11 protein-coding genes are annotated in these 14,532 nt (G+C 41.1%); 6 read left to right on the forward strand and 5 right to left on the reverse strand.

Translation table 11 applies throughout. The annotated features are described in order from the left end of the window. Positions 1-96: 96 nt before the first annotated feature. Both Q8S11_RS10500 and Q8S11_RS10505 read right to left on the reverse strand, forming a co-directional pair. Positions 97-1,815, reverse strand: a complete 1,719-nt coding sequence (locus Q8S11_RS10500) for a M56 family metallopeptidase (RefSeq protein ID WP_305662049.1) — start codon at positions 1,813-1,815, stop codon at positions 97-99. A gap of 1 nt (position 1,816) precedes the next feature. Continuing rightward, positions 1,817-2,188, reverse strand: a complete 372-nt coding sequence (locus Q8S11_RS10505) for a BlaI/MecI/CopY family transcriptional regulator (protein WP_305662050.1) — start codon at positions 2,186-2,188, stop codon at positions 1,817-1,819. Between the two features lie 391 nt (positions 2,189-2,579). Between Q8S11_RS10505 and Q8S11_RS10510 the strand changes: the two genes are divergently transcribed. Beyond that, positions 2,580-4,211, forward strand: a complete 1,632-nt coding sequence (locus Q8S11_RS10510) for an aminotransferase class V-fold PLP-dependent enzyme (RefSeq protein ID WP_305662051.1) — start codon at positions 2,580-2,582, stop codon at positions 4,209-4,211. A gap of 136 nt (positions 4,212-4,347) precedes the next feature. On the opposite strand, the gene Q8S11_RS10515 is transcribed toward Q8S11_RS10510, so the two are convergent. From Q8S11_RS10515 to Q8S11_RS10525, 3 genes are all read right to left on the reverse strand, one after another. Continuing rightward, positions 4,348-5,208 carry a DUF1080 domain-containing protein gene (locus tag Q8S11_RS10515; RefSeq protein WP_305662052.1) on the reverse strand — a complete coding sequence of 287 codons (861 nt, stop codon included), beginning with the start codon at positions 5,206-5,208 and terminating at the stop codon, positions 4,348-4,350. A gap of 340 nt (positions 5,209-5,548) precedes the next feature. Beyond that, on the reverse strand, positions 5,549-6,310 hold the full coding sequence (locus tag Q8S11_RS10520; RefSeq protein ID WP_305662053.1) for a hypothetical protein: 762 nt from the start codon (positions 6,308-6,310) through the stop codon (positions 5,549-5,551). A gap of 88 nt (positions 6,311-6,398) precedes the next feature. Then, positions 6,399-7,667 (reverse strand): alpha/beta hydrolase family protein, encoded by a 1,269-nt coding sequence (locus Q8S11_RS10525; RefSeq protein ID WP_305662054.1) that lies wholly within the window; start codon positions 7,665-7,667, stop codon positions 6,399-6,401. 199 nt (positions 7,668-7,866) lie between these two features. Between Q8S11_RS10525 and ispG the strand changes: the two genes are divergently transcribed. The 5 genes from ispG to hemB all read left to right on the forward strand — a co-directional run bounded on the left by ispG (position 7,867) and on the right by hemB (position 14,490). Then, a complete protein-coding gene (gene ispG / locus Q8S11_RS10530; RefSeq protein ID WP_305662055.1) occupies positions 7,867-9,927 on the forward strand; it encodes a (E)-4-hydroxy-3-methylbut-2-enyl-diphosphate synthase in 2,061 nt (686 codons plus the stop codon). Beyond that, positions 9,920-10,417, forward strand: coding sequence for a signal peptidase II (lspA, locus tag Q8S11_RS10535; RefSeq protein ID WP_305662056.1), 498 nt, complete (start codon positions 9,920-9,922; stop codon positions 10,415-10,417). The genes ispG and lspA overlap by 8 nt, the downstream gene beginning before the upstream one ends. Positions 10,418-10,570: 153 nt before the next feature. After that, positions 10,571-11,797, forward strand: coding sequence for a glutamyl-tRNA reductase (hemA, locus tag Q8S11_RS10540; protein WP_305662057.1), 1,227 nt, complete (start codon positions 10,571-10,573; stop codon positions 11,795-11,797). Between the two features lie 71 nt (positions 11,798-11,868). Further along, entirely contained in the window at positions 11,869-13,485 is a 1,617-nt protein-coding gene (hemC, locus tag Q8S11_RS10545) for a hydroxymethylbilane synthase (protein WP_305662058.1), read from the forward strand. A gap of 36 nt (positions 13,486-13,521) precedes the next feature. Then, positions 13,522-14,490: a porphobilinogen synthase gene (gene hemB, locus Q8S11_RS10550; protein WP_305662059.1), complete on the forward strand. Its 969-nt coding sequence runs from the start codon at positions 13,522-13,524 to the stop codon at positions 14,488-14,490. The last annotated feature ends 42 nt before the right edge of the window (positions 14,491-14,532 follow it).

A 14,532-nucleotide genomic window follows, 5' to 3' on the forward strand; every position in this document is an offset into this window, starting at 1 on the left:
TTTCAATTTTCTAATCCCTAATAAAAGCTATGAGTTGCATCATAGATTTCACTATAAGATGCAACTCATAATTGATAAGTCTAGCCCCGTTGTCTATTAATTGGTCTTTTCCTCAGGAGCTGCCGAGGGAAGTTGAAAAAATATTGGCATGGTATAGGCTACATTTACAGCTTCTCCATTTGACATTCCTGGTTTCCATTTAGGACTTTCCTGGACTACCCTTATGGCTTCTTCATCTGCGCCGCCTCCGATACCCCTTAAAACTCTTATGTCTGTAATACTTCCGTTTTTTAGAACAACAAACTTTAATATTACTCTACCCATAATCTTGTTTTTTCTTGCTTGATCAGGATATTTAAGAGTTGACTGGAGGTATTCTCCCCAACCTTTTATTCCACCTGGAAACTCTGGTAGAGCGTCCACTGAAGCGAAATCCTTAATTATGACCGGTGATAAAGCATAATCAGGTCCGGATGTTTCAACTTTTTCTGATGCTCCCATTGCCGAAACAGAAATAGAACCTATGAAATAGTTTTTACCAGTAGACGGTAATAACACAGGATTAGATTCAATGCCTGTTAAATGGAAAGCGATAGCCAATGCATAGTCATTGTCCTCTGCTTCAACAGTTTCCTTGAATAAATCGAAAGTTCGAAGCACTTCATTATTTATGTCATTCTGTAAGCCTTTGGCTATTTTTATATTAGAGATCTTCCCATTCTGAATTTTAAAATATACTACCTCATAGCCGGTAATCTTTTCCTGCCTGGCAGATGCAGGATATCGCATGTTTCGCATTAAATGCTTAAATAATTTGCTAAAATCTTCCTGGGTACTTTTTGTGGATGAATTGATTTGTTTCACTTTATTTTCCAGAGAGGATTTTTTATCTATGGTTTTATCCGCGGGTATAGTTACAGTAGGTAGATATTTACTAGCTATTGATGGGCTAAACAGTTTCTCAGCTCCTGCAATCAGGTCAGTGTTTTCATTAGCAACACTGGCTGCTGAGAAGATCAGCATTAAGGCAAAAAGAGGGGCAGAAAAACCATATTTCCAAAGTCCGGTTCTGCGTGATTTATTTTTATTCAGCATGATTATACGTTTTTTTAAAAGTGAATTATTAAAAAAATTATTACTTAACTGATCAGGCTGAATTCCAAGCGTGTTACTGAACAGCAATAAGGCATAATCTGATTTGCTGGGCATCCCTGAAGCAGCTTCCTCATCAGCAATGAATTCATGGATATGCCTGATCTCCTTTTTGTACAGATAAACCACCGGGTTGAACCAGTTGATGATCGAGGCAAGTTCAATGAACAGAACATCGGCTGAATGCCATTCCCTCATGTGAACTTTTTCATGATCGATGATGATTCCCGATTCAGGCAGTTCCCTGTCTACAACCATTGTGTTGAAGAATGAATAAGCAGCTCCCTTTTTGGGTTTGAGTTTGGAGTTCAACAGTACCATTCTGATTAAGAAACGAAATAATAATATTGCCATCACACCAGAATAAACCCATAAAATTATATCTCCGATTGCCCAATTATTTGTTCCTTCATCTTCTCCTACCACGACAATTTCGTAGATCATCTGGGTTGGAACGATAGTTTCCCTGAGTTTTTGCGTAATAAATAAGCCCTGAAACCAGTTTGAATTGATGAATGGAATGATGAATGAAAGAAATGTACTCGTATTCAGGTAAATACGGTTCTGTCTGAAGAAAGTCTCGTTCTTCAGTACCAATGTATAGAATCCCATGAACAGGATCAGATACAGGTTTGTCTGTAAAAGATAATTCAGGATGTTCATTTTACTTGTTTTTTAGTTTTTCAATCAGTTTTAATATCTCATCAGCTTCTTTCAGGTCGAGCTTCTTCTCTTTGACAAAGAAGGAAAACATATTCTCGACTGAATTGTCGAAATATCCGCTCAGTAGTTTTTCGGTCGCAAAGCTTTTATATTCTTCAATACTGATAATGGGGAAGTACCTGTGGCTTTTCCCGAAAGCTTCATGATCGATGAAACCCTTAGTTTCCAGAATTCGGATGATCGTTGAAACAGTATTATAGGCCGGCTTCGGTTCGGGAAGCTGGTCAACCACGTCTTTTACGAATCCTTTTTTCAGATCCCATAAAACCTGCATGATCTGCTCTTCTGCTTTTGTTAATTCCTTTATCTCCATATAATTTCATTTAATGTCTGATACAATTAATTATCCTGATTCGAATCGGTAACATAAAGCTATAACTAAATAATTAGTTATACAACTAATTTGTTAGTTTTAATTTTATAATAAGTATAAGTCATTGTAAATCAATCTAATAAATACATCCAATGGCTTAATAAAGAAGATATTAAAGGCTTCTTTGATTGGTGTTTCCCGTTAATTTATCACTGGATTATTTTTGCTAGTAAGGAGATTCATTATTGAGATTGAATTTCCCTGTGGTTGGTGTTGTCACCAACCATTTTTTGGCTTTAAGCTTTCTGCTTTTACCTTTAAGCCTTCTCTTGTTATTCTCTGAAAATTACATGAAATTGCTTTCAGGGAAACCTGCATAAATCTATCATCTATGAAAAGAAGGGAATTAATCAAAGGTCTTACTTTTTTGCCGCTGGCTGGAGCCATAGCCGGATCAACTGAATCAGCAATGGGAGCCGTCAATGAGTTCATTGCACCTGTGCTTCCTGATGGTCCGCTAACGCCCGGACCACAAATATTCCAGTCGATTGGGGTTGAGCCGGTAATTAACTGCCGCGGGACTTTTACTATTATCGGTGGCTCGATTGAACTGCCTGAAGTCAGAGCGGCGATGGATTCAGCTTCAAGACATTTTGTGCAGATGGATGAACTGGCTGATGCAGTAGGTAAGAGGCTTTCTGAGTTAACAGGTGCTCAGTGGGGAATGGTGACTTCAGGTTGTGCTGCAGCACTTAAGATGGCCACTGCAGCCTGTGTAGCAGGTGGTAACCCTGAGAAACTGCATCTTATTCCAGATTTGAGCGGATTAGATAAAACAGAAGTGATCATACCTGCCGGCTCATTCAGTGCCTATGATTTTGCTATACAGAATATCGGGGTAAAGATCATCCGTGTTGAAACTATTGAAGAACTAAAAGATGCCCTGGGACCTAAGACTGCAATGATCAAACTTAGTGGGGGCAATTTGGTTCCGGGACCAATGAGCCTGGAAGTTATTGCCGCTTTGGCCAAACCAATGAATATTCCAATTCTTGCAGATGCAGCAGCCGAAATTCTGACTATTCCGAATGTTCATCTAAAGAATGGGGCAACAATGGTTGCCTATAGTGGTGGTAAAGCAATTTGCGGTCCGCAATGTGCCGGACTCCTCCTTGGCCCTAAAAATATTCTGATGTCGGCCTGGCAGGCCAGCTCACCACATCATGGTGCGGGACGCGATAATAAAGTTGGTCGTGAGGAGACATTGGGCATGCTGGCAGCAGTAGAAACCTGGGTGAAAATGGATCATGCAGCACGTGAGAAGAACTGGATGAATTGGGTGAATGCTATTGCCAAAAGAGTTTCCGGAATAGAGTCCGTAAAAACCACTATCCGGGAGCCTGAAGGAATTAATAACCGCAGTGCTTCTTTAAGCATTTCATGGGATCCTGGGAAGCTTCATTTGAGCAGTGCAGAACTGATTCAGGAGCTGATCAGTTCTAAGCCCAGAATTACCGTTGGGGGAGGAAGAAGTACAGATCCCGGAATGGCCTCTATCTCGATTACTGCCTCACAAATGCAGCCGGGTCAGGATAAAATTGTTGGGGATAAAATCTTTGAATTGCTTTCTAAGAAGAGAAATCCGAAGGCTGAAACAGCGATGAAGGCACCGGGTTCAAAGATAAACGGCCAATGGGATTTGGAAATTGATTATTTCAGCAGTAAAAGCGATCATATACTTTATCTTGAGCAGGATGGAAACTGGCTCAAAGGAATCCATAAAACCGATTTCTCTGTACGTGAAGTTTCCGGAAGTATTGAAGGGAATGAAGTGAAATTCCTGAGTCCGGGGCGAAGGCCTGCAGTTAGCTATACCTTTGCAGGTACGATTACTGGGGATACTATTTCCGGTAAGATTGATATGGGAGAATACCTGACTGCAAATTTTACCGGTAAGAAAAACACGAAAGATCCGGATAGAATACCAATTGTATTTCCTGAAGGAAGGCCGATGGGGAATTGAAGAATTGGTTGCCTGTTATCAGTTACCTGTTAACTGTAACTAACAGTACAGAGATTAATTATTAAAATTGAATTTGCTTTTGGCTTTATGCTTTTGTCTTTGTGCTTTATAAGGCCCCAGGTTCAAACTTATTTAATCATTTGAAGCTTCCCCTTTTAGGGTTTTCTAAAAGATACCATTTTTGCAATATGCTACTCAGTGTCTTATCAAGTTTTGCAGGATCATTCATGTATTTTGCGAGATTGTATAGCTTCACGTTTCTGAATTCAACCGGGTGACTTTCACTTTGAAGGGAGATGTATCCTTCTTTCAAAGCTTTACCATCGATCTTTAAAGCAGGGTCGAAATTGGAAACACTTCCACCCCCGATTTCTGGTTTGGTATATTTAAAGACCTCCTTACCTTCCAGGCGATGACTAACTAATGAGTCGCCCAAAACTACAATCTCTGCCCTTACCCATTGGTCGCCATGATAGGTTTTTGAGCTTGAACTGACACAATGTGTAGTGAACAGCTTCCCGTCAAGGATTACGTTAGTCCCCGGGGTACATAAATTAAGTGTGCTTCTTTCATCTTTACCGTTCCCGCCTAAAAACTGGGTTTCGAGTGAGATCGGAAAATCCTGATTCAGACCCATACTTTCTGGCGATTGCCCGTGCAGCATTACTCCACTATTGCGGATCGCCCATCCTGGTCCGCCGGGAATCTGATCGCCAGTGAAACGGTATTCCACCACCAAAACGTAAGCTGAATATGGTTTTTTATAAAATATATGCCCGTAACGGTCTTTCCATTCAGAATAGCCATCGTATGAAACTTTCATTACTCCGTTTTCCACCCGAAAGGTATTGGCATAATTATCATTCAGCGGGTGCCCATTGATCTTCACTTTCCAGTCTTTCAGGTCTTTGCCATTGAAGAGGCTGGTCCAGCCTTTTTGAGCAAATCCTGAATTAGTGATAATTGCGAGGAAGAGGATTAGAAATATTTTTTTCATAAAAATTGTTTTATATGTGGTACACCTGTGTCTTGTGTTTACCCTGTGGTTGGTGTTATCACCAACCACTCTCTTACCAATCACTCCCTCACCCGGCACTTAGGCTAAGATAATAAAATTAAGGTATTGGTGGCCTTGGTTGTATGTGGTCGGTGATAACACCGACCACATACAATAGTATAGGTGGCCAAGGATTTAAGTGGTTGGTGATAACACCAACCACAGGAAAATCCAATAATAAAGCCGGTAAAATCTTACGATTGCCGGCTCTTTCACTTGACTTATGTATTTTTGGGGTTATAGGCGGTCGGTGAGAACACCGACCACAGGGAAAATTGGACTACCTTGTATCTATAACGATTTCAGCATAAACTCCGCGACAGTCCATTTCAAACTCTAAATCCTGGACTGGAGGCCTATTGTAATGCCAGTCAATGCCACTTAATGCTGCGCCACGCTTTACAATTTCGTTGACCATTATGTGGTGAATGTTATGGATAGTATACAACTGGGTTGCCGTAGAATCTGCCCAACTAAAGCCAAGACCAGCCATCCGGCGTTCCATCTCATTAAGCACCCAGCGTCCCTTTTTCATTAAGCCCTCCTGGGATATGTCACCAAGACTAATACTGTGAGTACGATAATCACTCATGCCCTCTGGAGCTTCAGCACTACCAGCGATTACAAAAGATGGTTTTGCCTTAGCATCAGGCATTGTGTAAGTAAAAGCATGAATACTCGGACTCAATGGTTTATTCAACTCTGGAATGACATTTGAGCGAGCTACGGGATTGTCACCTCCCTCTTCGTAAATACCCCACTCTTTTAAAGTACCTATATAAAGGTTATTAAAGTCAACAAAGCCTTGTTCGGTAAATGGCTCGGGTGAACGTAATTCGCAGGCTCCAAATGCAGCGAGCGGACGACTTAAAGTGTCGAGATGTTGTTGGATGCGTAAGAAGCCCTCTATTAGTGGCAGCGGCCGACTGAATCGTACACGTTCTAATCTATAACCATCCAGTGCCGTTATACCCGCAGAATACTGCCTTACACCCCGAAGATAACGATATGATCCAGGTGCAAAATTTTTTGTATCAGACATATTTATTTACTTATTTTTTACTACAATACTGCAAAAATAGTTCGACATTCAATGTGGGAAAATGCTGATTATCCTGGGGTTGGTATTATCACCGACCACTTAGAAGATGCTTTTCCAGCCAGGCAAATGCTTTTTCCTGAATATCCCGATTATAATTATGTGTGGTTTTAGGAGAATAAAATGAAGTGTTATCGCCTTTGCCTGCCCAGTCAAAAGCGGACTGGATTTCTGCTTTGGCCTTCATTTTTCCTTCTTCAGGGAAAAGGATATCTTCTTCGCCTACTACAATCATACAGGAATTCGGGGCACTCATGGCTGCAAGATCCGGTATGTCCATCCTGTTCAATACCCCTGGCAATAAGCAAAAGGATCCAACAGCACCACTCAGATTATAATGTTGCTGCGTGTCACCGGTTGTCATCCATCCAACACTTACAGAAGCTTTTATCCGCGTATCCAGTGCCGCAAGTATATTGGTTCTCCATCCGCCGCCGGATAAGCCGGTTACTCCGATTCTTTTCATATCCACTTCAGGGCGGGTAGCTAAATAATCAATACATCTTGAATCGTCATAGTAGTTAACTCCAGCCCAGGTAGTCCCCGCCCAATTTAACTGCCTGACACCATAATATAAAAGATCACGGAACTTATTATCAAACTGATTGTATTCTTCAGCTGATAGTGAAAAAGGATCAAAATTATCTGGTATTCCATTGATGCCTTTAGGAACACGGGCACCGAAATGATGTGCATCTATTACGATAACCGCATAACCTCTTTTAACCAGTTCTTCTGTTAAATAGGCACCCTCGTAGTATTCTTTACGATGTTTCACCAATAGTTCATGATCCTTACCGCCATTGGCAATCCGGTCTTTGCCAAATCCCATTGGGCCACCCCATTCATGCAGTGCAACGATACCCGGAACCGGTTGTTTAATTCCTTTTGGCAATAAAAGGTAGGCCTCCAGCCGATGCCAGGGCGTAGTATTAAAAAGTATTTTTTCGAAAGTGTGTGTACCCCTGTCTTCTCTGTGAATCACCTGGGGTGCCAGGTTTAAAGGACCGGGATTATAGTTCAATCCATCCAGCAAGCATTTCCGGGCAGCAGCTTGCCACCGTTTATAACTGCCACGTGGATTCTTTTTTCTCCAGTTTGCAACCGTCAGATCCATAGGGTTGTTTGCCCGGATACCTTCAAGAACCGGTTCTAAGGACCCATAAAGGTTTAATGGATTCTTGATAGAAGGAATGGTGGGTGTATTAGCGGCCGCACCCGACTGAAAGGAAAATAATCCCGAAGAAGCTAAAACGGCAGAGCCGATTGCAGATGTTTTTAAAAAATTTCTTCTTTCCAATTTTAATATGTTTTAAATTGAATATATTATTTTTTTTGCAGATTTATACATAGTAATTTGATTTACCTGTGGTTGTTGTTTTCACCAGGCTCTTGCAGCGCCAACTACAGGAAAATTTAATTTTCGAATCCCTTCTCGATTTTCCATTTCGAGGATTCCCCTGATAATATGTATTTTTGTAAAATTTTGATTTCGCTGGATGACTAAAAACACTTTTCCTGCCCTTGATGGCAAGTATTGTAATTCAATAAATACCTATTCCAGATTTTTAACCCGTGAGGTAACGATCGGCCATATCCCAATGGGTGCCCTTAATCCGATCAGGATCCAGAGTATGACCACCACAGATACCATGGATACCATTGGTACGGTTGAGCAATCTATTCGTATGGTTGATGCAGGCTGCGAATATGTTAGAATTACTGCTCCAAGTGTTAAGGAAGCAAAAAACCTGGCGAACATTAAGAAGGAATTAAAGTACAGGGGTTATGATGTGCCACTGATTGCCGATATACATTTTACGCCCAATGCTGCCGAAGAAGCTGCCAGGATTGTTGAAAAGGTGCGAATTAATCCTGGGAATTATGCAGATAAGAAGCGTTTTGAAAATTTTGAATACACTGGTGCTGAATATCAGGCAGAACTGGAAAGGATATACAAGAAATTTGCCCCTCTGGTAAAGGTCTGCAAAGAATACGGGACAGCCATGAGGATAGGGACCAATCATGGTTCACTTTCAGACCGGATCATGAGCCATTATGGGGACACTCCCCGTGGTATGGTCGAATCCGCGATGGAATTCATGCGCATGTGTGAGGATTTGAACTATTATAACCTCGTTATTTCGATGAAATCGAGTAATCCGCAGGTCATGGTTCAGGCTTACCGCCTTCTTGTGGAAACCATGGTGAATGAGGGAATGAATTATCCATTGCATCTTGGAGTTACCGAAGCGGGTGATGGTGAGGACGGCCGGATTAAATCTGCCCTAGGAATTGGAGCATTGCTTGAAGACGGCCTTGGGGATACTATCCGTGTTTCCCTAACCGAAGATCCTGAATTTGAAGCACCGGTTGCTATTGCCTTAGCTGATAGATATAAGTGGAGAGAGAGTAACCAGTTATCAGTTGCCAGTTACCAGTTATCAGAGGAATCCAGCCAGTCAACAGATAACAGACAACAGGTAACAGAAAATGGGCAACAGGCAACTCATAATCCTTACGAATACCAAAAGCGCCATACCACAGAACTAAACACCTTTATTGGCGGGCATCAGGTGCCCCGCGTGGTTATCGATATTTCAAACAAGAATCTTAAAGATCCGGCAATTTTGTCGGAAGTGGGATACCTTTATTCTGTTCTGCTTGATAAGTACAATATGGCTGAGCAATCTACTGATTTTGTATATCTGGCGGATGAACTTCCCTCGTTTAATTTTCCGGGAAACCTGAAACAGCTTTACAATTATTCAACCTGGAAGGGACTTGAAAATAAGAGCAATTGTCATCCTTATTATTCACTTAAGGAATATGTTGCAGCAGAGGTACGGGATTCTTCACTCAATCTGGTTGCTATTTCAGGTTCGGATATCGATACAGAAATTTTCAATGAAATTCTACTGGATAATACCCTTGTTTTTGTTCTTGAAACTCAGTCAATCTGTGGATTACAGGATCAGCGACAGGCATTTTTCAAACTGGTGGAACTGGGGCTTGAAATGCCCGTGATTATCAAACGGACTTACCATTTGAAGTCCTCAGTTCAAGCGCCTGAAAATGCTGAAGTTTTACCAGAAGTGACTGATTTTCAATTATATTCTGCAGCCGACCTCGGAGGATTGATGTTGGATGGTTTTGGTGATGGAATTTGGGCAGATGCACCTGATATTTCGGCTAAAACTATACTTTCAACTTCATTCGGAATCTTGCAGGCTACCCGTTCAAGGATTTCGAAGACCGAATATATTTCCTGTCCGAGTTGCGGCAGAACCTTGTTTGATCTTCAGATCACTACCCAAATGATACGAAGTCGTACAGATCATCTCAAGGGTCTCAAGATCGGGATCATGGGTTGTATTGTAAATGGTCCGGGTGAGATGGCCGATGCCGACTATGGATATGTGGGTACCGGCCCGGGTAAAATTACTCTTTACCGAGGCAAAGAAGTAGTCAAAAAGAATGTGAATACTGAAAATGCACTGGATGAATTGATTGGTATCATTCGGGAAGATGGTAATTGGCTGGAGCCTGAGCATGAGTAGAATTAGTTATGTCATGATCGCTTTGATCATCCTGTTGAACCTTGGCTTTGATCAGATCTCAAAAACTATTATCAGGAATGAAGTCAACTATTATGAGATCATTAGCCTGATCGGTAATTGGTTCACGATTACTAAAGTCGAAAATACAGGTGCATTTTTAAGTGCAGGGAGTGCTCTGCCGTACTTCATTCGCCTGATTCTGCTATCGGTAATCCCTCTTGTTTTCCTTTCTTATGGTTTATATATGGTTCTGGTCAAAAAAGATATGCCAAACATGCAGATAGTTGGATGGTGTTTCATAATTGGAGGTGGGGCAGGAAATCTTTACGACCGGATTGTGCATGGTTCAGTGACTGATTTTTTACACCTGGATCTGGTTTTGTTTCAGACTGGAATCTTCAACCTTGCCGATGTTTCAATAATGACCGGAATGCTTTTAGTTTTAAGCAGACAGTTCATATACAAAAAGGAGGAATCCCTGACATTCTAAACCAATTGAATGTGTAGTTTTATTCATTGCTATCCCATTTTTTAGCAGCAGTGTTTATTTATAATCTTTCTAAACGTATGTGTTTACAAAGGTGTGACATAATGAAAATCGCTTATATGTTACATTTGTATTGGTTTATATAGGAATAGCAACTTGAAGTATTTAAAAATTATTGCCTTTACTCATAAGTACGTCGACCTTAAAGATTTAGGTAAGTTTGTTATCTGTAATGAGTATTTGGGAAGTTGTATTGAAAGTGTTAAAACGAAGTTTGATATACCTGAGATCTTTTACCTGGGTACGTGTAATCGCGTAGAATTTGTATTTACTGCAGAACAAAACCTGGATGATCAATTTGTCAAGGATTTTATTCAAGCGCTTAATCTACCTGTCTCAGAGGATCAGCTTGATACATTTGTGAAACAAGCTGCGATTTATGAGGATGTAGAAGCTCTTAATCATTTACTTCGGATTTCATGTTCACTCGAGAGTCTGGTTGTCGGCGAGAAAGAAATTCTTGCTCAGTTGCGTAAGGCTTATGAAACCTGTCGTGTATCCGGATTCACAGGTGATTATTTACGACTGATTATGAGCCGGGTTGTGAAAACTGCTAAGGAAGTGTATACCCATACCGGGATTGCAAGAAAGCCTATTTCAGTCGTTTCATTAGCCTATCGTAAACTCCGCGAGTTGAAAATGTGTACCAATGCAAAGATATTGATTGTTGGGGCAGGAGAAACAAACCGTAACATTGCCAAATACCTTAAAAAACATAAGTATTCAAATTTTGTGGTGTTTAACCGAAGTCTTGAGAATGCTAAAACACTTTCATCAGAATTGGGTGGAAACGCTTTCAGCCTCGAAGAACTGAAAATCTACAAAGAAGGATTCGACGTCATTATTACCTGTACCAGTGCAACTGAGCCAATTATTAGCAATGAGATTTACCAGTCGCTATTGAACGGAGATACTTCCGGTAAAGTAATTGTAGATCTTGCTGTTCCTAATGATACCAGTCCCGAAGTGCTGGAGAAAAATCCGGTTACATTTATCGAGGTACACAGTCTGCAGGAAATAGCAAACAGTAATTTAAAAGACAGGTATGATGAGCTTGTTCATGCAGAGCGTATTATTGATCGGAACATTGAAGAGTTCAAGCCTGTTTTAAAGCAGCGTCGGGTAGAGATCGCTATGCGCGAAGTACCTCAGAGGATTAAAGAGATTAAAGAAAATGCGTTGACCAAGATTTTTGTCAATGAGATTGAAGAGATGGATGATAATTCCCGCGAAGTATTAGGCCGAATAATAAATTATATGGAGAAAAAGTACATCAGTGTCCCGATGGTTATGGCCAAGGATATACTGATAAAAAATAGCTGATTATCAGTTGATCCCAATCATTTTGGCTATTTTTGGCATTCAAAATAATAATCCGGAATAATTTTATAAACATGTCTGATCAATTGCCTGAGGATAATAAAAAATCAAAAATTCTTATTGGAACGCGAGGTAGTGAGCTTGCATTATGGCAAGCTAATTTTATTAAGGATCGTCTGGCAGAAATTGGGCATGACTCAGAGCTTAAAATTATTAAGACTCAGGGTGATAAAATATTGAATCTCAGTTTCGATAAGCTCGAAGGAAAGGGTTTTTTTACCAAGGAACTTGAAGAAGAATTACTGAACGGAACCATTGATCTTGCCGTTCATTCGCATAAAGATCTTCCAACTACAAATCCGGAAGGCCTGATCATAGCAGCCGTATCCGAGCGTGAAGATCCCGCAGAGTTATTAGTGATTTTAAAGGATTGCGTAGATATTCAGCAAAAACTGTCAGTTAAGTTTGGGGGTATGGTTGGAACCTCCTCAAACCGTCGTAAATCTCAGTTACTGGCTGTACGGCCTGATTTTGAGATCGAGGATTTGCGAGGCAATGTTCAAACCCGCCTTCAAAAATTACGTGATGAGAATTATGATGCGATCATGCTTGCCAAAGCCGGCGTAGTCAGGCTGGGTTACGATCTGAGTGAGGAATTCCATGTTGAAGAACTGGAACCAACTGAATTGATCCCGGCACCTGCACAGGGGGTTTTAGCTGTACAAATCCGTGAAAGTGATACTTCCCTTTTTGATTTGTTGCAGCCCCTCAATGATGAGATTGTTGCCGAACAGATTGCTGTAGAACGCAAGGTTCTGAATATGTTTGAAGGGGGATGTCAATTGCCTCTGGGATGTTATTGCCGCAAAGATGGTTCATTGTTTCAGGTATGGACAGCCAAGGCATCAGACGGAACAGATTTCCCTGACCGACTTTTCATGCAATCTAAAACGACCAAAGGGCTTGCAGAAAAAATTGTAGCCAAATTTGCTCCCGACCGCAAATTTCCGGCTAATGTATTTATCAGCCGCGAACTTTCGGAAAGCAGCTACCTGAGAAATGCACTTGAGAAGCATCAAATAGAAATCGAAGACAGGTCTCTCATCAGAACTTTTCCATCAATTAATAATCTCGATCCCTTTATTCTGAGAAATATTGACTGGGTGTTCTTCAGTAGTAAGAATGCCATTGAATATTTCTTAAAACTGGATCCACAGCTACCCAAAAAAGTCAAATTCGGGGTATTGGGCAGAGGATCTGAAGATGCACTCAGACTGCATGGCAAGGTTGCTGACTTTAATGGTGAGGAAGAAGGAATTGATACCAAAGATATTGCCTTAGAATTTGCAAAACTGGCAAACGGAAGCAATGTGCTGTTCCCGAGTGCTAAAGGCTCATTGAAGACTATACAAAAGGCATTGTCTGACGACACTAAAATAGTTGAACTGACTGTATATGAAACAGTTAGTGAAGATAATGTAGCCCAATCCTTTGCCGAAGTGCTGATTTTTACAAGCCCCTCGAATGTGGATTCTTATTTTGCAGAGAATTTACTGGAGCCGGATCAGCAGGTTATCTGTATTGGAAAAACAACCGGCCAGAAATTTGATGAAATGGGTGTGAAATACACATTGCCTTTTTCGCCGGATGAAATGGGCTTAGCTGAAGCTGTATTTGCACTGGATTATTAAGTCCGGTTGAACAAATTTTATAAATCAAAGGATCATATGTTAATCCGTCCAAGAAGATTAAGGAAATCACCCATTTTGCGCGAAATGGTTTCAGAAACCAGGCTGTCGAAGGATATGTTTATCTATCCGTATTTTGTGGTGCCTGGAAAAAATGTGGCGCAAGGTATTGACTCGATGCCCGGAGTGAGTCATTTTTCTGTTGATACGCTGATAAAAGACGTTGAAAAATCACTTTCGCTGGGCATTAATAAAGTTTTACTTTTTGGAGTAGGGGAAGAAAAAACAGAAGATGCCAGTTCATCTTATGATAAACATTCAGTTGTTGCAAATGCAGTCCGGGAATTAAAAAAAGAGTTTGCTGATGACCTTTATGTGATCACAGATGTTTGTACCTGTGCTTATACTACTCACGGGCATTGCGGTATTCTGCAGCAGGATTATGTTCAGAATGATAAAACGGTTGAAATTTTAGCTAGAATGGCCCTGAGCCATGCACAGGCCGGTGCTGATATGGTTGCGCCTAGTGATATGATGGATGGCCGGATTCTTGGCATACGTGAAATGCTGGATCAAAATAATCTGGAAAATATTGCAATAATGAGTTATAGCATAAAATTTGCTTCAGCTTATTACGGTCCATTCAGAGAGGCTGCTGATTCGGCGCCTGGCAAAGGCGACAGAAAGGCATATCAGATGGATTTTCGCAATCCCCGCGAAACGATGCGGGAATCTGCTCTGGATGAGCAGGAAGGTGCGGATATTCTGATGGTTAAGCCTGCATTGGCCTACCTCGATGTAATTAAGAGCCTGAGAGAGAGTACAGACCTGCCGGTGGCATGTTATAATGTTTCAGGAGAATACTCGATGGTAAAGGCCGCAGGTGCCAAAGGCTGGATCGATGAGCAGAAGGTGATCATGGAAAATATGTATGCATTCAGCAGAGCCGGTGCGAATATTATTATTACGTATCATGCGAGGGAGATAATGGAGAAGAGCTGGATTTGAATTGAGAGTGGAGAGTGGAGAATGGAGAGTTAGTATTGAGTA

The organism is Daejeonella sp. (assembly GCF_030695525.1).
Taxonomy (GTDB): domain Bacteria; phylum Bacteroidota; class Bacteroidia; order Sphingobacteriales; family Sphingobacteriaceae; genus Daejeonella.

Coding starts and splice junctions, on each gene's coding strand:
- Q8S11_RS10500 (WP_305662049.1), bottom strand. CDS start 1,815: ATGAACATCCTGAATTATCTTTTACAGACAAACCTGTATCTGATCCTG.
- Q8S11_RS10505 (WP_305662050.1), bottom strand. CDS start 2,188: ATGGAGATAAAGGAATTAACAAAAGCAGAAGAGCAGATCATGCAGGTT.
- Q8S11_RS10510 (WP_305662051.1), top strand. CDS start 2,580: ATGAAAAGAAGGGAATTAATCAAAGGTCTTACTTTTTTGCCGCTGGCT.
- Q8S11_RS10515 (WP_305662052.1), bottom strand. CDS start 5,208: ATGAAAAAAATATTTCTAATCCTCTTCCTCGCAATTATCACTAATTCA.
- Q8S11_RS10520 (WP_305662053.1), bottom strand. CDS start 6,310: ATGTCTGATACAAAAAATTTTGCACCTGGATCATATCGTTATCTTCGG.
- ispG (WP_305662055.1), top strand. CDS start 7,867: ATGACTAAAAACACTTTTCCTGCCCTTGATGGCAAGTATTGTAATTCA.
- lspA (WP_305662056.1), top strand. CDS start 9,920: ATGAGTAGAATTAGTTATGTCATGATCGCTTTGATCATCCTGTTGAAC.
- hemC (WP_305662058.1), top strand. CDS start 11,869: ATGTCTGATCAATTGCCTGAGGATAATAAAAAATCAAAAATTCTTATT.
- hemB (WP_305662059.1), top strand. CDS start 13,522: ATGTTAATCCGTCCAAGAAGATTAAGGAAATCACCCATTTTGCGCGAA.